Source organism: Acetobacter vaccinii, from assembly GCF_008365315.1.
Taxonomy (GTDB): domain Bacteria; phylum Pseudomonadota; class Alphaproteobacteria; order Acetobacterales; family Acetobacteraceae; genus Acetobacter; species Acetobacter vaccinii.
Genome location: NZ_CP043506.1, coordinates 479864 through 501211, shown reverse-complemented (window position 1 = coordinate 501211; position 21348 = coordinate 479864). Strand labels below are relative to the sequence as shown.

Here is a 21348-nt window from a genome sequence, read left to right as displayed (position 1 = left end):
TTCCAGCATAGCTTGTTGGGCGTGTTTCAGACAGCTTTGGGCGTTTGGGCTGGAAAATCTGGCTGGCGGGCAGGCTGCATGGTAGTTTGGGTTGCATGGAGCGGAGGGATAATGCCTCCCCCGGCCAGGTAACGTCGCAACGCGACCATGGTGCGGGTGTGGCAGTACCACATGAACCAGCACCCGCTCTTGAAGGCCAGACCCCGCCAGACCGGGCAACAAGGAGTGACAGAGATGACGACACAACCCTGCCAGACTGGCTGTGGCACGCCGCTGACCCCCGATCAGGAACGGATACTGCGCGAACGCGGAACGGAATATCCCGGTTCCAGCCCCCTCAACCACGAAAAGCGGGCCGGGTCCTATCACTGCGTGGGCTGTGGGGCGCTGCTGTTTCGCTCGACCACCAAATATGAGAGTGGCAGCGGCTGGCCTTCCTTCTGGGCGGCGGAGGCAGGGGGTGTTGCCACGCAGCGCGACACATCCCACGGCATGGTGCGTGATGAGGTGCATTGCGCCCACTGTGGTGGGCACCTTGGCCATGTGTTCCCCGATGGTCCGCCCCCGACCGGGCAGCGTTACTGCGTGAACGGCCTTGTGCTGGACTTCCGGCCGGACGCGTAACGCCGGGCAGGTGGGCTTTCAGCTTGCAGGCTGGTGCGGGCTGCCGCCCACGGCGCGGAGAAAAAAGCTCCAGGCCCGGTCAAAAAAATCGTCCTGCTCCTGCTTGGTCTTGAGGGGGGAGAGACCAAACAGGCTGTCTTCCAGCGGCCAGCCTGTAATCATGCCTGTCAGCAGGTGGGCGGTGGTGTCATCTGCATTGCCGGGGGCAATCTGGCCGCGTGCCTCGGCCGCCGTCAGCAGTTTGAGGAACGCCCGGTGAAAGGGCTCCCCAATGGATGTAATGGCCTGCCGCAGCAGGGACGGGTGGCGGTGCCCGTCTGCGATCAGAATACGATAGGTGCCAAGGGACTGCGGGCTTAATGTCAGCTCCAGCAGCAGGCGGCTGATATAGCGCAGTTCCTCCAGCGGGTCGTGCAGGGTGGTTTCTTCCATGGCCTGCCGCAGGCAGCGTGTCAGGTTCATGATCACGGCAATAAACAGCGCCTCCTTGGAGGGATAGCGCCGGTAGAGTGTCTGCTTGCTGGCCGAGGCCTTGCGCGCGATCTGGTCGATCGAGGTGCCTGCATACCCATGTTGTGAAAACAGCCCAGCCGCGATTTCCAGCAGATACTGGTCCAGTTCCTCCGTATCATGTGTGCTGGGCCTGCCACAGCGCCGCTTGCGTCCATCCAGGCATGGGTTGGTCATGTCCAGTGTCTGGGTCGTACGGGGCATGCTGGAGAGTGTGGCGCGGCTTGAATACTGGGGGGACAACGGCTTTCCGTTCTGTAAAATTAAGGGTTGCAGGGGGTAACCGGCGCGGGCTGGTTGTTGCCCACTATATCAGGGCCTTTGGCGCGTGTTGCAAGAATGCATGAAAACGGACCTGGTTTCCTGTCCATGCGGCGCTTATGTGCTGCCCCTCTGGCGCATGGACGGGGGCAGGGTGGCTGGTGGGGTATTTTCGCTCTGGTGTTTTGGCTAGGCTCATGCCAGCACTCTATGGAAAATATCCGGTCAAAAGGATGTAGCAGTCATGTCCAGCGTGTCTGACGATTATCAGAAGTTCCGCCATCTCAGCCCGTTTGAGCTTAAAGACCAACTCGTACGGCTGGCATCGGGCCGTGCACAGCGCGCCATGCTGGATGCGGGGCGCGGTAACCCCAACTTTCTGGCAACCCTGCCCCGGCAGGCGTTCTTTCAGCTTGGCATGTTTGCTGCGGCAGACTCCGCCCTGACATTTTCCTACATGACGGAAGGGGTCGGCGGCCTGCCCCGGCGCGAGGGGATAGAAGCCCGGTTTGAGGCTTTCCTTGCCGCCAACAGGGATGTGCCGGGTATTCCCTTCCTGCGGCGCGCCGTGTCTTATGTGCGTGATCAGCTTGGCCTGTCGGCCGATGAGTTCTTGCTGGAAATTACGGCAGGTATTCTGGGTTGCGACTACCCGACCCCGCCGCGCATGCTCCGTTACGCCGAAAAAATTGTCCGCCATTACCTGCTGCACGAAATGGCAGGCGGGACAATGACGGAAAGCACGACAGACCTGTTTGCGCTGGAGGGCGGGACTGCCGCCATCAGCTATATTTTTGCCTCCCTGCGTGAAAACGGGCTGATCCGTCCGGGTGACAAGGCGGCGATCGGCATGCCGGTCTTTACCCCGTATGTCGAAATTCCTGAACTGAAGGACTATCAGTTGCAGGAAGTGCCCATTAACGCCACGCCGGAAGCAGGCTGGCAGTATCCGCCCGAGGAACTGGACAAGCTGCTTGACCCCTCGGTCAAGATTTTCCTTGTGGTTAACCCCAGCAATCCGCCATCGGTGCGTATTAACGATGAAGGCTTGGCCCGTATTGCGGAAATCGTACGCAAAAGGCCGGACCTGATTATCGTCACTGATGATGTTTACGGCACGTTTGTGGATGACTTCCGGTCCGTTTACGCCATCTGCCCGCAGAATACGGTGCTGGTCTATTCCTTCTCCAAGTATTTTGGGGCGACTGGCTGGCGGCTGGGTGTTGTGGCCATGCACCACGACAACGTGCTCGACAAGGCGCTGGCAGCTCTGCCGGAAGAAGAGAAACTGGAGCTGGACAAACGCTATGCCTCGCTGACGCCTGATGTCCGTGGCCTGCGCTTTATTGACCGGCTTGTAGCCGACAGCCGGACGGTGGCGCTTAACCACACAGCGGGCCTGTCCACGCCGCAGCAGGTGCAGATGGTGCTGTTTGCCTTGTTTGCCCTCATGGATGGCCGCAATGCCTACCGTGGGGCCTTGCAGCGGCTGCTGTACAGGCGTGAGCAGGCTCTCTACCGGGATCTGGGCGTGCCTGCCCCCAATGATGATGGCAGCACCCATTATTACACCCTGATCGACCTTGTGACGGTAGCCACCCAGCTTTACGGGCTGCGGTTTGCACGCTGGCTGATGACACGGGTGGATTACCAGACAATCCTGTTCCGCATTGCCGAGGAAACAGGCATTGTGCTGCTGCCTGGCGACGGGTTTGCGGTACGGCGGCCATCGGCTCGGGCGTCACTCGCCAACCTGAATGAATATCAGTACGCAGCCATTGGCACGGCGCTGCGCCGGATGGCGGATGAATATTATGCCCGCTACCAGCAGGAAAAAGCTGGTGACACCGGGCAGGCCCCCAAGGAAAACAGCTAGGCTGTATCAGCTCTGATACAAAAAGGCCCCTCCGTTTTGTAGAGGGGCCTTTTGCACGAGCAGGCCCGCCGGAGTTCCGGCGGGCCTGTTTTGTGTTTACGGCTGCTCAGTCGTTATGACCAAAGACCGGGCGTGTGCTTTCAAACAGGAACCACACGCGGCGTTCGCTCTCGTCAATCCAGTTTTCAATCAGGCTGGCGGTAGCAACGTCATTGGCGTCATCACACAGTTCATGCACCGCGCGCAGGCGGCTGACGAGTGTCAGGTTGTCCTCGCGCAGTTCGGCCAGCATGTCTTCAGGCGTGACATACAGGGCGTCGTTGTCGGCAATTTTGGTCAGGCGGGCAATTTCCCCCACCGAATGTAGGGTCGGGCCGCCGATTTTGCGCGCCCGCTCGGCCATGGGGTCTGTCATGGCAAAAATTTCCTGGCTCTGCTCATCCAGCAGCAGGTGGTAATCGCGGAAGTGGCGGCCGCTCATGTGCCAGTGGAAATTCTTGGTCTTGATGTAAAGGGCAAACACATCGGCCAGAACCGTGGCGAGGCCGGAGGCAACCGCCTTGACCTTGTCGGCTTTCAGGTCTGTCGGTGTGCCCAGGTATTCCCTGACGTGAGTTTGTTCGGGTGTTGCCTTTGTCATTGTCAGCAAGCCTTTTCACTCTGCTTTCGGACAGCAACGGCATGGAGCGCCTTTGCTGCCTTGCACGCTCTAAGGTGGCGGCTGTGGGGCAAAGCACAAGGGGGGAACTGGCAGGTCTTTCACGCTCACGCTTATGTGAATGGGGCTGACCTGCCTTTTGCGGGCTATGACTCGGTGTCAAGTTCCCCTTTCAGGGGGCGGCTCAGCAGTTGGGTCTGGGCTTGGGGCAGGCTCAGTCGCCCTTCCAGAAAGGCGGTAATGCACTCTGTAATGGGGGCATCTACTTCGTGCTTGCGGGCCAGGGCCAGCAGGGCTGCGGCAGTGGTTACACCTTCGGCCACACCGGGCAGGCCAGCCAGAGCCTCCCGCGTGGCAGCACCCTGGCCCAGCGCCAACCCCATTTGGTAATTGCGCGAGGCATGGCCGGTGCAGGTCAGCAGCAGGTCGCCCAACCCGGCAAGGCCAGCAAGCGTTGCGGCCTGCCCGCCAAGGGCCAGAGCCAGCCGGGTAATTTCGGCCAGACCGCGCGTAATCAGTGCGGCCCGGGCGTTCTCACCCAGCCCCGCGCCCATGGTAATGCCTGCGGCAAGGGCGATGACATTTTTGGCAGCCCCGCCGAGCTGCACGCCGGTTGTGTCCGAACTGGCATAAAAGCGGAACAGGGGGGTGGCCAGTAGGTCGGCCAGCGTGCGGGCATGTGCCATGTCCGCCGCTGCGATGACCGAAGCCGCTGGAAGCCCTGCGGCAATTTCCCGCGCAAAATTGGGGCCGGACAGCACGGCCCCGGCAATATCAGGCCGTTCTCTGGCCAGAATGTCGAGGGGGAAGGCCAGAGTACCGCGCTCGATCCCTTTGCAGCACAGCAGAACCGGCACGCCTTTGGGCAAAAGCGGCATGACCGAGGCCAGCGCCTGTGTAGGAATGGCAACAAGCACACAGGCGAGCGGGCCAGAGGGCAGCTCGGACGAGACACGGATTGTGTCTGGCAGGGGAAAGTCCGGCAGACGAGGCATTGCGCCTGATGGCAGGGGACGGGTCTGGCGTGCCCATACATGAACAGCCCCCCCGGTGCGGGCGGCGTGCAATGCAAGCGCTGTGCCCCAGGCGCCTGCCCCCAGCACGAGAATCTGGTTGCTCATGCACAGAGCGGTGCCAGAAGCATGGCGTTTGTGCAAGGCCGGGCAGCACTGCGTTTATGCGACCCAAGGGCAGAGTGGGCTGGATATGGAACGATCAGGCGGAGCAGGCCACCGCCTGCTGGGCGGCCTGAGCCTGCATGGCAGCCATTTCGGCCGCCTGCTGGTGGCGTTTGCGCGCTTCACGCAGAAGGCAGACGACACCTTTGACACAGTTCCCGCACTGGGCCTTGCAGCCACGCGCTGCATAGATGTCGCGCGGGCGTTGCGCGCCCCCTGCGACTGCGGTTTCTATGTCGACATGAGTAAGTCGGTTGCAGGAGCATACAACCATAATGCACCCCGTATGACGTTGTGATGATCTTATATAATCACAACTGATAATTATTCGCAATGAGCGATAGTCGTTTCTGCCCTGTGTGGGGTCAATATGGCGGTTGTGCGCCTCTTCTACTGCATCAGGCAGGCATGACAGGGCATAACGACTCGCTCTGATTCTTGCTTTGGCTGGTCATACGCCGGGCAGGCTGCGCAGCAGGTGGCGTGTGTTGTCTACCACCGCGGCAACATCAACCGGCAGGCGGGCAGGGCTGGTGTGGTCGTGGGTGGCTATACCGGTTTCCACCAAGTCTCCCCAATAGTGCAGGCTGTTCTGGAGACATAGGGCCAGAAAGCAGGGGTTCTGATGGTGGGCGGGCACCAGTTCCTGCACGATTGTGCCGGGCTGGCACCAGGCGATGTTAGCCAGACCAGCCCCCAGAAACCCCGTGACCATCCGTGCTTCACTAAACAGGCGGATCTGCTCATGCAGGGGCAGGGTCTCGGGGCGCACCCTTTCAAACCCCAGAGAGGCAAGGGCTGCCCCAAGGGTGCTTTCATTGGGGATATGGCGATTGCCAGCATCGGCCCGTTCGACAAACAGCAGGCGGTGGGGTGGGGCTGGCTGTGGGCAGATGTGGTGGCGCAGGCGGGCATAGCTCTGCCGGGCCGTTTGTGAGGTCTTGAAATCAGCCCGCCCGCGTATGAAGTCGGTGTAGATCACCCGTGGGAACAGGTACACCCTGTCGGGCTCCACAACCATACGCTGGTGCGGGGCCAGCCCGACGAAATCCAGACAGTCTTTCTGCCAGCGGCTCAGGCGCGGCAGAAGAAAAACATCGTCGGCGTGCGCCTTGTCCAGAAAATGCCCGATGGCGGGGAGAGTATGGGCCATCCAGTGGTAATAGTTACTGCTCCAGTGGTCGAACCCGGCCCAGGCCCGACGGTTGCAGGTTTCGGCTGTGGTGGTGTGCAGGGCCGCCGTAAACTGCTGCAAGATGGTGTCAGGCTGGGTGTAGAGCGTGTCGCGCAATGGGCGTTGTTGCCAGCCAAACAGCGTAAGGCGTGGGACAAAACAGGCCGAATCGAAACTATACCGATAAAGCGGCCCACCCTCTGTCTGCCAGTGGCTGAACAGGCTGCGTGCGCCATTATCAAGCAGGCCATTATTGGCAAACAGTCCGCTCTGGCGTGGGGTGGTTTCAATCAGGGCGCGCTGGCCTGCCGCCTCAAACAGGGTTGGCAACACGGGGGCAGGCATGGCGGGTTCCCAAGGCTGGGGGAAAGCGACGGATGGTAGCCTTGGGAGATGAATTTTTAGGAAAGACGCGACAGGTCAGGCGGTTAGCCCGGTGTGCTGCCTTGTGTGAAGGTGTGAACACCATGAGTAAGGCTGGCAAGATGCCGTGGGGATGTCAGCATCAGGGAAATCTTGCGCGACATTTCGATTTCGAATTTCTTATTCTCAAAGCACTGGCTGGTGGCACCAAGTAGAATGCCGATAAATGCGCACAGCAGGGAAATGGTCCAGAGCAGATTTTGTGACTGCGACTGCCCTCTGGAAGGATGCAGAATGAAAATGATGAACAATATGGCAGCGGCGGCCAAGAATACGAAGGAAGCTATGGCAAAGCATCCAGACAGCCAAGTATATTGTTCATAAGTCATAGCCGTTAGCTTTCTTCCGCATCCAAAAAATAGAGAAAAACATTACGTGCATACCCGTATTTGGCAGGAATGCAATCCGGGGAGCACGCGGGCAGCATAATATTGCCACACAGAGTGTGGTACACGTTGCAAGGCACCGGCGCAGACGTGTGAAAGACCCTGCTACACTGGCAGCTTTGAAGAGTATTGGAGAAATTTTAGGGAAACCAAGAAGGCGGCTGGTGGAGCTGAGGGGAATCGAACCCCTGACCTCCTCATTGCGAACGAGGCGCTCTCCCATCTGAGCTACAGCCCCGCCTGTCTTGATGTTGCGTGTCTACAGGGCTTACCAATTTTCTGTCAAGCTGTATTGTCTTGGGGTGTTTTGGAAAGAGGCGCACCATTTGTAGTGCGTGGAAGGGCAGGGGTTTATCGTGTTTCTGATTATTATGGTGGTGATGCGGCTTTTGGAACTCTATTGCTGGGTTCTGCTGGTATCCTGTATTTTCGTAAACCTGCACGCCTTTGGCATTCTGGACAGCCGCAACAGGCTGGTCTGGAAAATTGGCGTGTTCCTGGAACGGATAACAGAACCAGTGCTGGCCCCTGTGCGCCGCATGCTGCCTATGCCCGGCGGGATCGACTTCAGCCCGATGGTGGTGCTGCTGGCTATCCAGTATCTGCTGGAACCGGCGTTGATGAAACTTCTGTATTCTCTGGCTGTTGGCTGACCTGTCAGGCAGTCTGCTTTGCAAGCCAAAAAAAACGCCGGCCTCTGAGAGGTCGGCGTTTTTTGTTTGGTGCGATCAGCCTGATGGGATCAGTGATGCGCCGGAGCGGGGGAGTTATCTTTTTCAATATGCACCAGCGTATAACCGCTCATGACAAAAACCGGCGTCAGAAACGCAATGACGGCAGCCGACAGGGCAGACGTATTCATGCCCAGGAAAAATGCTATCAGGTCCAGCCCCAGCAGCGCCACACATGCAAACATGCCCATCCCTCAAACCCTTTCTCTATCCTGTAGGGCAGGAAAATTCACGTCTGACATTGGCATGCCCCATACCGGGCGTGCAGCCTGCCAGTCTCCCGCCGCAATCACTTATTGCTTACAGGGTGCCACACTACTCTTCTGATCCTTGGGGTCAAGCGGTCTGGCACAGGGTGTCTGGGATGTCGTGCAAGCAGGAGCCGCTTTGTCTGCCGGGCAGTGGGTACCCGGGACTGCGTGAGTGGGTGGGGCCTCGGGCGCGGTTGGTTGCGGGGTATTGGTCTGGGCGGGTGTTGTTGCGGGGGTGTTGTCTGCAGGCACGGGGTAGATGGCGTCCTGCGCGCTGGCTGCATCTGGCGGCGTGGTGGGGGCAGTCGCGCTGGCTGCATTTGGGGCGTCAGACACTGGTTTGGGCGGTGTGTAGGAGTCGCCTGTGGGGCCAGTTGCCGACGGTGTGGCTTTAACGTCGTTGTGCGCAACAATGACGGGGGAGACAACACTCGGTGTAGCTGGTGCCGGTGCGACCTTGGGGGGCGGCGCTGCTGGCTGCACGGCCTGCGGAGGCATCACAGGCACAGGGTGCGGGGCAACAGTGGCTGGTGCCGCAGGGGGAAGGGCCGCCACTGTCGTGGCCGGCTGAGCCGTCGGCGGTTGTGGTGCGGCCGGGTCTGCCTGCTGGGTTGCAACGGCGACATGTTCTGGCGGCAGGCTGGTGGAGGGGGTGCGGAAGGCGGAAACCGGGCCAAACAGCAGGTTATCGCTTACCTTCTTGCCCGAACGTACGGGCGAGTCCAGGCAGCCTTTGACCACGGTAGCACAGACACCATCGGTCCCGATCATGCGGTTGTTGTCGCCACTGTAGTGCATGTCGGTCACGTAGCCATCCACCAGACGGAGCGAGGCCACACAGGTCTTGCCCGCGCCGCCCAGTGTTGTCTGGGACAGGTTGACCAGGGTCTGGAGCGGGAAAAGGGATGAATCGTTGGTGGAGGGGATATTGACGCCGCGTGTGTATTGAAAAATCTGGACATGGTCGTCCAGTTTGCTGACCTTGTCGGGAATGCCCGCGCAGGCCTGCAAATCTTCACTGGTCATGCCGATCACGGCCAACTGCCCTTTGTGGGCAGTGCGTGATTCATAATATCCGCAGCATGTCAGGGCCAGCAGGGGGGTTAGCAAGGCAGTGCGGAGGCTCCAGCGCGCGGCAGGATAGAAAGGCGGCGTGTAGGGGTTTCCGGCAGTGCGGTGTTTCATTGTCCCTCCGGTGGGTGGCCGGGTGTTGCAGGCTGACACAGGGCATGGTGCCAGTCAGCCAAAAATAGGGGGGGCTCGCCTGATCGTGGCTGCGCAACCCATTCAAGCATGGGGTTGCATACAGTGCTTTGCCGCATGTGTCATGGGTGCACTGCGTTTGCATGGGGGCGGGCCTTGTCGCCGGGAGTGCTTTTTTCGTATTCTGCGGCCCGGACTGGACAAGGAATATTCCCATGCGCGGACTTGGCTCTGCTGTTGTTGCAATTCTGGCCGGTGTCGCGTGTGTGGCGGCCCCCCCCGCGGCGTTTGCGGGGGACGAAGGGGCACACCCTGGTCTGCGCATTATCAAAGTGCGCCCCGGCCCGCCGCCCATGACGGTGGCTACTGCGGCCCCCGGTATTCTGGATTATGACGGCATTCCCACCGTGGAACATACAACGACCGCCAATGTCGCGGGGCTGATGTATTACTGCAACCACCATAACCTTGTGGTTGATACGACCGTGCGTGCCTTGGGCCGCAGGCTTGCTGGCCGGGCCGATGTTAAAAACGCGCCGGATTATGCGTGGGGTGGGCAGGGTATGCTGCGGGTCAGCCCGCAGCGGTTGTTTGATCTCAGCAGTCTGGCGCATGATCGCAGGGCCGCCGTGTGCGCCCGTGCAGCACTGGCCGAGGCAGGCAGGCCCGCTTCAGCCGGGCGCTGAATTTTCGGACATTCTGGCTCACCTGTGTGCTTCCGAATTGTGTCTGGTAATTTAATGGACACGTCCGGCGCGTCATGGTGCGGTCAGGTTGGGAATGATAGAATAGGAATGGAGACATTATGACTGCACGGTATGCCTGTATGGCTGCTGTGGTGGCCGTAGCCCTGAGTGCTGCGACACCGTTGCGGGCTGAACCGGGCGGCTGCCTGAAGTACGGGGCGGCAGGGGCCGTGGGGGGGCATATTGCCAACCACCATGCTGTTCTGGGCGCAGGCACAGGGTGCCTGCTGGGTATGTACAAGCGGCATGAGTTCCGTAAGGAAGCCCGCGCTAAAGCCAAGCTGTACGACCAAGAGCACCCGGGGGCCAAAGGATCTTATGAGGAAAAAGCGACAGCCTATGATGTCGAGCATTCGGCTCCCCCGCCGGGTGCTCCTTCCGGGCAGGGTAACCCCGGGGCACCCCATCAGGCCCCGCAGGGAGGGGGCGTGCCTCTGTAACATGAGCCCAGAGGCTCATTCAGGCTCCACGCAAACAATGGGATGAGGTGCCCGCAGGCTCTCCAATTGTCAGGGTAGAGTTCTGACAATCAAGGTGATGGGGCTTTGGGTCACTTTCAGTCCGGCATGGGCTCTTCAAAGTCTTGCCGGGCGGCGGGAGCGGCCACAGCAAAACACCCCCTCCGCGTTCAAGTGCGGAGGGGGTGTTTTGTTTTGAGGCTCAGGACTGAGCCTGCCCGCAAAGCGTGCGTTATTTCTTGTAAGGGGAGAGAAGCTGCGCCCTGGCTTCGCCCTTGGGGTAAGCCTGCGTATGCAGGTTGATGTAGGTCTTGCCCTCCAGAAGAGCTTTTTCCCCATCGGCGGAGAGGATCATCGTGCCGTTCAGCGGGGTTGTGTAAGGGCCTTTGATCGTGACCAGATGCGGTGCTTCCTGATCAGGGGTGGCTGGTCCGTGCAGATGGGCAACTGTGACCGGCCCGGTCAGACCCTGCCAGGTAATGGTGTAGCGGAGCTGGTGTGTGGAGGGAAAATACAGGGCATCCACATGCCCGGTTGGTGTGCTGGTGGCGTTATGCTCGGCTGAAAAATCCCCTACAAAACGCTCGCTCCGTTCTGCCTGTGCGGGTGTGCCGGCAAGGGTCAGAAACCCGGCGGCGAGAGCGCAGAATCCTGCGGTCCGCAGGGATGTGGAGGTGCGGGGGAGAGTGGCGGGTGTCATGCGCATGGCGTACCTTCTCAAATTCAGGGTTGCTGTGTGCAACGGTATGCAGGCCCGCGTGCTGTCAGCCCGGTGGTGCCCGGTCTGTTAGTCCTGCGTATGGCAGCAGGCTGCGTCGCGCACAGTATCCAGCGCATATTGTGTGGCGTCCAGCATGATATGTTCAAGCCCCTGTGCAACATCCTCAGGCCGTAGGAGCTGGTGGCGCGCCAGCAGGCGCAGCAGAGTGTGCAGGGAGGGCATATCCGGGCGGCGGCCACGCCAGTCCGGCTGGGCCAGCCGCCGGGCATTGGCCTGACACAGGCTGATAAAGACAATATCCAGCCCCATATGCCCCCCTATGGTGCGACCGAGGGACGTGCCGGGGGCGTATGTGTCGGGAATGGGCGGTGGCGGCAGGCAGGTTGTGACCGGGGTTGCGTATTTGCTGACGTAGTAGAGATATTCTGAAAATGTGATCTTGGCGGAATTTCCAAGATCATAGTCCGCACTTTTTAGAAACGCCTTGCACAGGCTGGAGGCGGTTTCAAACGGTAGATGCTGGTTCAGGCGGAACAGCCGCCCGGCAAACCGGAGCACAGCAATGACACGCAGTCGTGCCATGGGAATGCTGCACTGGGTAAAGGCCAGCAGTTCCTCGGTATTCATATCTGATAACAGGCGAAGGAAACGGCTTTGGTATTCTTCAGCCTGGAGTGTCAGGTCAGTATAAAAAGAATCCGCTAAATGAGCAGGATATTCTGAATTTTTTCTGTCTTGCATAATACTGAGTCATGAAAAACAGGTATGAAAGTAACGTGCAGCTTGTAATGGAGGGTGTGACTGCATGAGGTTACTCTCCTATCCTGTCGGGTGCGATAGAATGATAAGGCAGGCTGCTCTTTAACGGGTCAGGGCAGGTTTGCCTGTTGTGCGCCGCGGGTCATACGCCGCAGTTTATGAAGGGTGCGGTAAATAAAATATTGAAATTTATGATTTTCTTTATCCTTTCAAATAGGGTTCCGGGGGATGTTGGTGCAGCAAATTCTGCCCCCGAAAATGTGTATCCTTCTTTATTCTGGCTTCTATTTTTTGGTGTAACCTCACCACATGGTGCGGCAGCATACAGGTTTTTAAGAGAATTACCACCCTAGGTTGTGAGCTCTGATTATATTGTCTTCATGGTAGTATATGCTCGCCTCTGGGGTGGCGTGGTGTCAAGCAATTTGCGCGGGTGGTCAGGTGGCCTTTGCTCCGGCCAATACCTGTTGCGGGTGCTGCGCTATTGTGTGTTGGGGCTGCCAGTATTGTGTGGCCACAAGTGTGGCGCAGGCCGATCAGCCCTTGGCGTGGGGCTGAGCCTTTAAAGCAGGCGGTAAAGCGTAAGGCTGCTCTACCTGCTGCTGTGGTTTTGTTGACCGGTTGTCAGTTTTTTGTGAAGGCCGCCTGAACTGTCAGGACATGTCTGGTGCCTGCGCGTTAGCCATGGCCTTGCTGGCGTTGGGCGCGTAGGTCAGCTCGTTCCAGGCGTTCTGGATGGTGGTGTAAATATCATCCCCGATGACGGAGGGGGCGTTGCTGCTCGCCAGTGCGGACAGGGGGGAGGCACTGCGGCTGATAATGGTGCCGTTATCAAGCAGGGCGACAGAAACAGACCCCCGTAGCTGCTGACCGGCGTAGCGGCGCACCGTCACATGCATGACCAGATCCTGTGTGGTCAGGTCGTGCAGGCTTTGGCGGGCAGAGGCTTTGTGGGGGCAGGCCATGTTCTTGAGGACTGTTTCTTCAACCTCGGAGAACGGATAGCCGTGATAACTGCCGGAGACATACAGGGTCAGGCTTTTATGCTCACCCGGACAGGTGACCTTGTAGGTTTTTGCCAAGGCTGGGGTGGCCAGCAGGAGGGTAAAGGCAGGCAGGCACAGGGCACCGAGAATGCGACGACACACGCCTATGCCACTTCTGTCTGTCACGCGCGTTGTCCCTTTGGGCCTGCTACAGGGCCGGTAAATAGAGGATAATGTTTCATTATCGTATCGAAATATGCAACTGAAACGCGGCGCCTGAAATATAAATTTTTTTTCATAAAAATGGTGTTTATGTTGCACTTTGTTGTGTCAGTATATCAAGACGTCTGGTTGCGAATGAAATCGCTCATAAAAAGGTGGCGCTTCTCTGGTGCGATTGCAATATCCATTTCAAAAAAAGTGGCCTGTTTCTGTAAGTGTAGGCACTTTTTGCGGCGTTTTCTTGGTCATTGCTTGTCCTGAAGCGCAGGGGGAAACCCTGCATGAGGCAATAGAGGCAGCCTGGCACACCGACCCAGCCCATACAGCCTATACTGTGGACGCCACTGCCGCCCGTCGGAATGCGTCTGCCGCCCGGTCGTGGTTTCCTGGCGGGCCGATTGTCGGCGGTCAGTATTACGACGACCACTTCATCGGGAGCAAGGTCGGTTATACCACGTATCAGGGCAGCATCAGCGTGCCGCTCTGGCTGCCGGGGCAGGGCACGGCCACGGAACATGCTGCCCAGGCGGATGAAAAAGTGGCGGTCTGGCAGATCAAGGTGCAACGGCTTGCTGTTGCCACCCGTGTCATTGATCTTGCGCGCGACGCGGCCGTCACGCAGGCCCGCATCCGTAACCTGACCGATGTGCGTGACGCTCTGGCACATACCGTCACAGATGTTCAAAAAGCCTGTGCCGCGGGTGAGGTCTCACAGGCTGACTGCGATATGGCCGTGGCCGAGCAGGAAGGTGTGGAAGGCGCACTGGCAGAAATGCAGCAGGCGCTTGAAAACATCCGGGCCGATCTGGAGGCCCTGACCGGGCGTGATGATGTGCCGGATATGGCCGGGATTGATGGCCGCCTGCTGGCCCAGCGCAACATCCGTCTGGACATCACCCAGGACCCAAGGCTGCAACTGGCTGATGCCGCGCTCAAGAAAGCACAGGCGTCCTACAATGTAGCTCGCCATTCCTACATGCCCAATCCGCAGGTCGGGGTGATGCTGAGCAGGCAGGAGCAGTATCAAAGCCCGTGGGACACCCAGATTGGTGTGCAGTTTCAGGTCCCCCTCCCCAGCGAGGCAGTCAATGTCCCGCGGATGATGCAGGAGACCCAGGCCGTCAGCCGGGCCGAGCGCGATACCATTCTGGCACGGCGCAAGATCAAGGCGGAATACCAGCAGTTGAGCAGCCAGTTACAGAGTTCTGCTGAAATTGTTCGGCATGCCCGTATGGAGCAGAGCCATGCAGGCCAGCGGGCCGCGCATCTGGCAGAAGCCTGGAAAGTGGGTGAAATACCGGTGGTCGAGTATCTGCGCGCCCGCCGGATGGCGCTGGAGGCCGCCGACAGGCTGGCCCAGGCGGATGTGACAATGCGGGCGACCATCGCCCGGATGATCCTTATGGCGGGGCATGCACCATGAAAACTGTTCTGCACAGGCTTGTTCTGTCGGGGGTGCTGGCCGGTGTGCCGGTGTGTATGGCCCACGCCCGTCCTGCCATGCCAACCCTTGTCATAGCCGACACAGCCCTTGCGCGGGAGCGGATACAGACCGCTGTGGCCGTGGCAGGTGCCGTGGCCGAGCATGTTGATGTGCCGGCCTATGTTGCGGCGGATGAACGCCGCGTGGCGCGTATCCGCCCTGTGGGGGAAGGGCGCGTGGTGTCGGTGGAGGTTGTGCCGGGGCAGAGTGTCCGCCAGGGCCAGCCGCTATTGACGTTTGAAAATTTTGCCATGCGGGACGAGGCCGCCTTAAGGGCCGGGGCCGAGGCCGCCTTGCAGGAGGCCCGCGCCCGTCAGGCCAATGCCCGCCAGCTTTACCAGCGCGGCAAGGCACTGGGCGGCGGTGCCCTGTCCGCCAGCGAGGTGGAACGGCGCAGAGATGGCTTGCAGGCCGCAACGGCCCTTGTCCGCCAGCGAGAGGCCGAACTGCACGGCCTGCTTGAACACCTCAGGCGCTATAGCTCGGATATGGAGCAGGTCGGCAATGGCCACTCCGTCGTGGTCTCCCCGCTGGAAGGTGTGGTGGTGCGGGTGGGTGTTACCAGCGGGCAGGACATTAACGCCAGTGGCCCGCCTCCGGTGGAGGTGGATGACCTCTCCCGTGTCTGGATTGTTTCGCAGGTGGATGGAACGGCCGCCCGCCACATCCGCAAGGGCGACAAACAGCAGACCTGGATAGCTCCGGGCGATAAACCGTTGCAGTCCGTGGTGGATATTGTCGAAGGCAGCGTCGATCTTGCGACCCAGCATGTCCTTGTCCGCAGCCTTGTGGATAATGAGGAAGGCCAGCTCAGGCCGGGCATGCTGGTGCAGACCCGCATTTTCTCGGGCCAGAAACAGGCGGGCGTTGTTATTCCCGAGGCCGCGGTGCAGATTCTGGACGGCACCTCCATCGTTTTTGTGCGGACATCACCCCAGCACTATACAGCCCGGCCTGTCACACTTGGTCCATCGCTGGACGGTAGCATCGTTGTGCTCAAAGGGGTTGCGGCGGGCGAGACTGTTGTGACCGAGGGCAGCTTTACTCTCAAAGGGCAGGCCATTCTTGCGCCGGATACGCAGGCGGTGGGTGAGTAAGTCATGCCGATTATCCGCTGGTGTATAGAAAAACGGTTTTTCCTGTTTGGTCTGGTCTGCCTGCTGATGTTGGCAGGAATTGCCGATATCAGAAGCCTGCCGGTCGAGCCTGTGCCCGATATTTCCCCCCGGCAGGTGCTGGTGACCGTGCAGGCTCCCGGCCTTCCCGCCGAGGAGGTGGAAAAACTGGTTACATCCCCGATTGAGAAGGTGATGTCGGGGGTGATCGGGCTGAGCGGGCTGCGCTCGGTCTCCCGCACTGGTGTTGCGGTGCTTTATCTCCAGTTTGAAGATTCCACGGATATTTACCGCGCGCGTGACCTTGTGGTGCAACGCCTGCCACAGGCGCGGGACAGCGTGGCCATTGCAGGTACATCCATCGACATCGGCCCCATGGCGACAGGCATGGGGGAAATCCTGCAATTTCAGATCAAGGGCCGCGACCAGAGTCTGGAAGACCTGAACAGGTTGATGGCCTGGAATGTGGTGCCCAGCCTGCGCCTTGTCCCCGGTGTGGTGGATGTTAACGTCAATGGTGGCGGGTCGGAGACTTATGAGGTCGTGCTCAACCCCATGGCACTGCGCCAGTATGGGGTGTCGGTGTCGGATGTCTTCCATGCAGTTGATACGGATAACGAAGCCGCCGGTGGTGCCTGGATCGAGCATAATGACGAACAGCATGTGATTGTCGGTCGGTCTCTGATTGATGACCTGCACGAACTGGGCGAGGTACAGTTGCGCAGCGGCCCGCATGGGGAAATCGTGCGAGTGCGTGACGTAGGCACCCTGCGCAAGGGCCATAGGCCGCGTCTGGGTGGTGTCACGCGGGATGGGCAGGGTGAAATTGTCAGCGGGGTGGTGTTGCTACAGCAGGGGGCCAATGCGCTGGCCACACTGGAGGCTGTACAGGCTGTTCTGCCGCAGATTCAGGCGGGTCTGCCAACGGGTGTTACGCTGGAATCCTTTTACACCCGTGCGTCACTGACGGATAAAACCATCGACACCGTGCGCGAAAACCTTGTGCTGGGTGCGTTCCTTGTGCTGGCCGCGTTGCTGGTGGTTATTGGCAACTGGCGGGCATCGCTGGTTATTATTTCGGTCATTCCGTTTTCATTGGTCGCGGCCATGGTGGGCATGCGGCATTTGGGTATCTCGGCCAATTTGCTCAGCCTTGGGGCTATCGACTTTGGCATGGTTGTCGATAGCTCGCTGGTCATTGTCGAAAACGTGCTGCACCGCCGCAGGCCGGATGAGGCCTTGCCCGACACCATCCGCCAGACCGTGGCCTCTGTCGCCCGACCGGTGACTTTTGCCGTGCTGATCATCGCCATGGTCTACCTGCCAGTGCTGACCTTGCAGGGGGTGGAAGGCCGCATGTTCCGGCCCATGGGGCAGACCGTTATTCTGGCTCTGGTGGCGTCTCTTATCTATTCGCTGATCTGTATTCCTGCTCTGTGCATGTTGCTGGGCCGCCCCAAAACGCATGATGCCGGTAACCATCAGACATGGTTTATTACAGCCATGTGGCGGGGCTTTCAGCCCGTTTCGGCCTGGTGCATGGGCAACACCCGCAAGGTTGTGTGCGTGGCGGTGGTGTTTCTGTGTGCCTCCATGGCGCTGGCGACGCGGTTGGGGGGCGAGTTCATTCCCCAGTTGCAGGAAGGGGATCTGATTGTCACCTCCACCCGCCTGCCGGGTATTGCGCTGGATGCCTCGCTCAAGGCCGCGCAGGAAATCGAACAGACGTTGATGACCTTTCCTGACATCCGTTCTGTTGTCAGCAATACCGGCACGGCGGCGATCCCGACTGACCCCCAGGGCGGGGAGCAGAGCGATACGTATATCCTGCTCAAACCCCGCTCCGAGTGGAAGACAGCCACCACGCAGGAAGGGCTGGTCAAGGCGTTTAATGCGGCACTGATCAAGAATAACCCTGGCTCGTTGCTTAACTGGAGCCAGCCGATCCAGATGCGTATGGATGACCTGCTGTCAGGCGTGCGTTCTCAGGTTGCCATTGGCATCTATGGGCCGGATGTAAACACGCTGGCGCGGCTGGCGGCACAGATTGCCGATGTGGTGTCCAAGGTACCAGGCGCTGCCGACGTCGCCCCGCAGGATGTCGGCACGATCCCGTATCTGCATATTGATGCCGACCGTGGGGCTGCTGCCCGCCTGAATGTTGATACCTCTGCCGTGTTGGATGTGGTGGAGGCTTTGGGTGGGCACTACGGTCCACCTGTGTCTGTGGATGATGCGCTGGTGCCCACTCAGGTGCGATTTGCGGATACGGCGCGTGACACGCTGAATGATATCCTGTTCCTGCCTGTCGTCACGCGGGATGATAAAATCGTCAATCTGTCACAGGTCGCCCGGATTGCCCTGTCCGATGGCCCGCCTGCCATCCGGCGCGAACATGGTATGCGCCGCTCTATGGTGCAGGCCAATGTGCGTGGGCGTGACCTGAGCAGCTTTGTGCAGGCGGCCCAGACAGCCGTGCAGCAGCAGGTCAAGCTGCCGCCGGGCTATTCCATTGAATGGAGTGGGCAGTTCCGCAACCTCCAGACTGCTATGGCCCGGTTGGAAATTGTTGTGCCCATTATGCTGGGGCTTATCTTCCTGCTGCTGCTTATGGCGTTGGGGGAGGTCGGGCTGGCGGCTCTGGTTTTTGTCAATCTGCCGTTTGCTGCAACCGGGGGTATTATTGCCTTGTATGTGCGGGGCATGCCGTTCAGCATCTCGGCCGGTATCGGGTTTATTGCGCTCTTTGGCGTGGCAACCATGAACGGGCTTGTGCTGGTGTCCTGCATGCAGGAACTCAGGAAAGCAGGGGCTGGCCCTCTTGCTGCGGCTGTTAATGCCGTAAAGGAGCGCTTCCGCCCGGTGATGGCAACGGCAACGGTGGCCTGCCTGGGTTTTTTCCCCATGGCGTTTTCCATGAGTGAAGGGGCAGAGGTTGAAAAGCCATTGGCCACAGTGGTGATCGGTGGGCTGGTGTCCTGTACGGTGCTGACCTTGCTGGTGCTGCCCAGCCTGTATGCGGCGCTTTATGGCCGCAAGGCAGCCCCCGATGCTCCGCCTGTTGAGGGGTAATTCCACCGACAGCAGAGGGTGATCGGTACGAGGTTGTAGAGTCTTGCCCCTATTGCTGCGTAAGGGCCAAGTTTATGGGGCTTGGTCTGCGGCATGTGCAGGTTTTGGAGTGTATGTGGGAAATGCTGCCTGCGTAAGGGTGCTTTAATCCGAAGGAAGCTCGGGATTAGCCAGTACCTTTTCTTCAGGGCGCTACCCCGACACCCGGAAGGTGCCGCAGACTTTTTATCCTATTGTGAGGCGCAGTGTGTCGGGCCGGGGTTATCGGCTCAGAGCCAGTTCAAGCCTCTGCGTGTGCCTGTTTCATGCCGTTTGGGGCAGTAACGCTGTCAGCGTGCCTCTCTGACAACTGGTTAATGGGCCTGTTGCCATGGTCTGTGGGTTGGGGGCACAACGGGCAACGCCAGCTTTGGGCTGGTGGGTAACGTACGGGTTTTCATGGCGCATTCCATCCGTTCATTCTGGTCTTGCTGGCGTTTACGGCTATGGCCCGGCCCGCCTGGACAGGCGGCGGCCGGGGGCTGGCGGACCGATGTGGATGGGCTGCGTGGCGTGGCTGTGCTGGCCGTGGTGCTGTACCATATCTTTCCCGCAGTTATGCCCGGTGGCTTTGTGGGGGTGGATGTTTTTTTCGTGCTCTCTGGCTATCTGGTGACGGCACAGTGCCTTGCGCGGCGTGGGGCTGGCTGGTCGTGGCTGGCTGAGTTTTACGGCCGTCGTATTCGCCGCCTGACCCCGGCATTGCTGTGTGTTCTGGCCTGTACACTGCTGGCGGGTTGGCTGACCCTGCTCCCGGGGGAACTGGCGGCCGTGGGACGGGATGTCGCAGCCAGCGCACTGTCGGCGGGCAACCTGCTGGCGTGGCATGAGCAGGGGTATTTTGACCGCGCAGCCATGCTCAAACCCCTGCTGCATTTATGGTCTCTGGGGGTGGAGGAGCAGTTTTATGCCCTCTGGCCCGTGTGCCTGCTTGTCATGGGGCGGGTCGGAGGGCGTTTGTCGTGGGGTATTGGGGGGCTTGCTGGCCTGTCACTGGGGCTGGACTGCTATCATACCGCGATAGGGTCTGCCGCCGGGTTTTATTCTCCTCTGGATCGGATGTGGGAATTCATGCCCGGTGCGCTGCTGGCAGCCCTGCCTGCATGGAACATGACAGAACGGCAGAAAACCCTGTGGTCCGGTGTGGGTGTTGTGGGTGTGGTGCTGGCGTTGGCATGCCTGCGGCCCGGCTGGCATTTCCCGGCTCCTGCTGCGGTGCTGCCTGTTCTGGGTACGGTGCTGGTCTTGCAGGCGGGGTCGCTGGCATGGCCCAACCGGGTGCTGCTGTCGGCCCACCCCCTCAGGTGGCTGGGACTGGTCAGCTACCCGCTTTACCTTTGGCACTGGCCGTTGGTGGCCTGGTACCACATTGTGCATGGGGCCGAGTCTGTGCGGAACAGTGCTGGCTTTGCCATTCTTGCAGGTTCCGTGCTGCTGGCGTGGCTGACTGTGCTGGTGGTGGAAAAGCCGGTGCGTGCAGTCGGGGGGCAGCGGCGCTGGACCGGGTGGCTGTTGCTGGCTCTGGGCGTGCTGGCTGTGGCGGGTTTAGGCACATGGGGGGCGCGTGGCTGGCCTGGACGGCCTTTGCCATGGGGTGGTGGCACGGTCGATGCCGCCCGGATAACTCTGGCAGCGGGGGATGGTATCTTCCCTATAACCGCTCATATGCATGCGGTGCGTAGTCATGGGCTGACAGTTGCTACTCTGGGGGACACCGGCAGCCCCATTATGCTCACGGGGGACAGCCTGCTGGCCCAATGGGGGCCAAGGGTGGAGGAGCTATTCCAGCAGGGGCGTTTGAGGCATCAGGTTGTGCTTGTCGCGGGGCCAAGCTGCGCGCCGTTTGAAGGCGGGCATGATGCCCCCGGTTTTACATTCTGCCAGCGTATGGCGGGGGTGCGTGACGGCCTTATTCAGGCCCGGCATATCCACACCGTTGTCATGGGGGCGTTCTGGCCCGGTGCGCTGGCCCGCCATGATGGAGGGCAGGGGGCGATTGTGGCGGAGTATGGCCGCCAGATCAGCCAGTTGCGCCAGCAGGGGGTTTCAGCCCTCTGGCTTGTGCTGCCCTCGCCTTTTGATGATCGTTTCAACCCCCGTGCATTACTGCGGCGTAGCCTGTGGCATGTAGCGGTGGACAGGGCGGCGCTGGAGGCAGGCATCCCCATGGCCCAGTTGCATGCAGCGACAGATCAGGCACGGCAGACTTTGCTGGCCGTTGCCGCCCAGTCAGGGGCGATGACACTTGACCCCTACCCGGATGTTTGCGGGAGCGGGGCGTTCTGCTCAGTCATCAACGCGCAGGGCGAGCCTAAATACGCTGATGAGAAACACCTGCGGCCTGTTTTTGTAAAAGACAACATCCATTTTCTGGATGCATTGCTGACCCGGTAATAGCTAGGCTTTCCTTGCCCCATTGCATGAAAAACGGGGCAAGAAACCTATGCCCCTGCCGGAGTGCATAGAGGCGGC

The 21348-nt window shown here is 59.9% G+C and carries 20 protein-coding genes and 1 tRNA gene; 9 read left to right on the top strand and 12 right to left on the bottom strand.

Annotated features, from left to right (window positions below; genetic code table 11):
* Window positions 1-234 precede the first annotated feature (234 nt).
* A complete protein-coding gene (gene msrB, locus FLP30_RS02230) occupies window positions 235-624 on the top strand; it encodes a peptide-methionine (R)-S-oxide reductase MsrB (RefSeq protein WP_149278155.1) in 390 nt (129 codons plus the stop codon).
* 18 nt (window positions 625-642) lie between these two features.
* On the opposite strand, the gene FLP30_RS02225 is transcribed toward msrB, so the two are convergent.
* Window positions 643-1377, bottom strand: a complete 735-nt coding sequence (locus FLP30_RS02225) for a TetR/AcrR family transcriptional regulator (RefSeq protein ID WP_149278154.1) — start codon at window positions 1375-1377, stop codon at window positions 643-645.
* 262 nt (window positions 1378-1639) lie between these two features.
* Here FLP30_RS02225 and FLP30_RS02220 point away from each other — a divergent pair, with 262 nt between their 5' ends.
* Window positions 1640-3271, top strand: a complete 1632-nt coding sequence (locus FLP30_RS02220) for a bifunctional aspartate transaminase/aspartate 4-decarboxylase (RefSeq protein WP_149278153.1) — start codon at window positions 1640-1642, stop codon at window positions 3269-3271.
* 106 nt (window positions 3272-3377) lie between these two features.
* Here the strand turns inward: FLP30_RS02220 and FLP30_RS02215 are convergent, their stop codons facing one another.
* The 6 genes from FLP30_RS02215 to FLP30_RS02190 form a co-directional block, all read right to left on the bottom strand.
* Window positions 3378-3911, bottom strand: coding sequence for a Dps family protein (locus tag FLP30_RS02215; protein WP_149278152.1), 534 nt, complete (start codon window positions 3909-3911; stop codon window positions 3378-3380).
* 164 nt (window positions 3912-4075) lie between these two features.
* A complete protein-coding gene (locus FLP30_RS02210; protein WP_149278151.1) occupies window positions 4076-5050 on the bottom strand; it encodes an NAD(P)H-dependent glycerol-3-phosphate dehydrogenase in 975 nt (324 codons plus the stop codon).
* A 94-nt stretch (window positions 5051-5144) separates the two neighbouring features.
* Entirely contained in the window at window positions 5145-5381 is a 237-nt protein-coding gene (locus FLP30_RS02205; protein WP_149278150.1) for a (2Fe-2S)-binding protein, read from the bottom strand.
* A 177-nt stretch (window positions 5382-5558) separates the two neighbouring features.
* Window positions 5559-6626 (bottom strand): glycosyltransferase family 61 protein, encoded by a 1068-nt coding sequence (locus FLP30_RS02200; RefSeq protein ID WP_149278149.1) that lies wholly within the window; start codon window positions 6624-6626, stop codon window positions 5559-5561.
* A gap of 83 nt (window positions 6627-6709) precedes the next feature.
* Window positions 6710-7033: a hypothetical protein gene (locus FLP30_RS02195; RefSeq protein ID WP_149278148.1), complete on the bottom strand. Its 324-nt coding sequence runs from the start codon at window positions 7031-7033 to the stop codon at window positions 6710-6712.
* Between the two features lie 219 nt (window positions 7034-7252).
* Window positions 7253-7328, bottom strand: a tRNA-Ala gene (locus FLP30_RS02190).
* A 118-nt stretch (window positions 7329-7446) separates the two neighbouring features.
* On the opposite strand from FLP30_RS02190, the gene FLP30_RS02185 reads away from it, so the two are divergent.
* On the top strand, window positions 7447-7743 hold the full coding sequence (locus FLP30_RS02185; RefSeq protein ID WP_338028485.1) for a YggT family protein: 297 nt from the start codon (window positions 7447-7449) through the stop codon (window positions 7741-7743).
* A gap of 89 nt (window positions 7744-7832) precedes the next feature.
* Here the strand turns inward: FLP30_RS02185 and FLP30_RS02180 are convergent, their stop codons facing one another.
* Together FLP30_RS02180 and FLP30_RS14220 are read right to left on the bottom strand one after the other, a co-directional pair.
* Entirely contained in the window at window positions 7833-8012 is a 180-nt protein-coding gene (locus tag FLP30_RS02180; RefSeq protein ID WP_149278147.1) for a hypothetical protein, read from the bottom strand.
* Window positions 8013-8114: 102 nt separating this feature from the next.
* Window positions 8115-9257, bottom strand: a complete 1143-nt coding sequence (locus tag FLP30_RS14220) for a hypothetical protein (RefSeq protein ID WP_246856659.1) — start codon at window positions 9255-9257, stop codon at window positions 8115-8117.
* A gap of 233 nt (window positions 9258-9490) precedes the next feature.
* On the opposite strand from FLP30_RS14220, the gene FLP30_RS02170 reads away from it, so the two are divergent.
* Window positions 9491-9961 carry a hypothetical protein gene (locus FLP30_RS02170; protein ID WP_149278146.1) on the top strand — a complete coding sequence of 157 codons (471 nt, stop codon included), beginning with the start codon at window positions 9491-9493 and terminating at the stop codon, window positions 9959-9961.
* A gap of 119 nt (window positions 9962-10080) precedes the next feature.
* On the top strand, window positions 10081-10461 hold the full coding sequence (locus tag FLP30_RS02165) for a hypothetical protein (protein ID WP_408834551.1): 381 nt from the start codon (window positions 10081-10083) through the stop codon (window positions 10459-10461).
* A gap of 250 nt (window positions 10462-10711) precedes the next feature.
* Here FLP30_RS02165 and FLP30_RS02160 read toward each other — a convergent pair whose 3' ends face one another.
* The 3 genes from FLP30_RS02160 to FLP30_RS02150 form a co-directional block, all read right to left on the bottom strand.
* Complete coding sequence (locus FLP30_RS02160; protein WP_149278145.1) at window positions 10712-11179, bottom strand: CHRD domain-containing protein; 468 nt, start codon at window positions 11177-11179, stop codon at window positions 10712-10714.
* A gap of 87 nt (window positions 11180-11266) precedes the next feature.
* Window positions 11267-11827: a hypothetical protein gene (locus FLP30_RS02155; protein ID WP_149278144.1), complete on the bottom strand. Its 561-nt coding sequence runs from the start codon at window positions 11825-11827 to the stop codon at window positions 11267-11269.
* A 785-nt stretch (window positions 11828-12612) separates the two neighbouring features.
* A complete protein-coding gene (locus FLP30_RS02150; protein WP_149278143.1) occupies window positions 12613-13131 on the bottom strand; it encodes a hypothetical protein in 519 nt (172 codons plus the stop codon).
* A 277-nt stretch (window positions 13132-13408) separates the two neighbouring features.
* Here FLP30_RS02150 and FLP30_RS02145 point away from each other — a divergent pair, with 277 nt between their 5' ends.
* The 4 genes from FLP30_RS02145 to FLP30_RS02130 all read left to right on the top strand — a co-directional run bounded on the left by FLP30_RS02145 (window position 13409) and on the right by FLP30_RS02130 (window position 21270).
* Window positions 13409-14590 (top strand): TolC family protein, encoded by a 1182-nt coding sequence (locus FLP30_RS02145; RefSeq protein WP_246856563.1) that lies wholly within the window; start codon window positions 13409-13411, stop codon window positions 14588-14590.
* Window positions 14587-15747 (top strand): efflux RND transporter periplasmic adaptor subunit, encoded by a 1161-nt coding sequence (locus tag FLP30_RS02140; RefSeq protein WP_149278141.1) that lies wholly within the window; start codon window positions 14587-14589, stop codon window positions 15745-15747. Before FLP30_RS02145 ends, FLP30_RS02140 begins: the two co-directional genes overlap by 4 nt.
* Window positions 15748-15750: 3 nt before the next feature.
* The gene (locus FLP30_RS02135; protein WP_149278140.1) at window positions 15751-18837 is read left to right on the top strand and encodes an efflux RND transporter permease subunit; all 3087 of its coding nucleotides are present in this window, start codon (window positions 15751-15753) and stop codon (window positions 18835-18837) included.
* 438 nt (window positions 18838-19275) lie between these two features.
* A complete protein-coding gene (locus tag FLP30_RS02130; RefSeq protein ID WP_149278139.1) occupies window positions 19276-21270 on the top strand; it encodes an acyltransferase family protein in 1995 nt (664 codons plus the stop codon).
* Window positions 21271-21348: the final 78 nt, after the last annotated feature.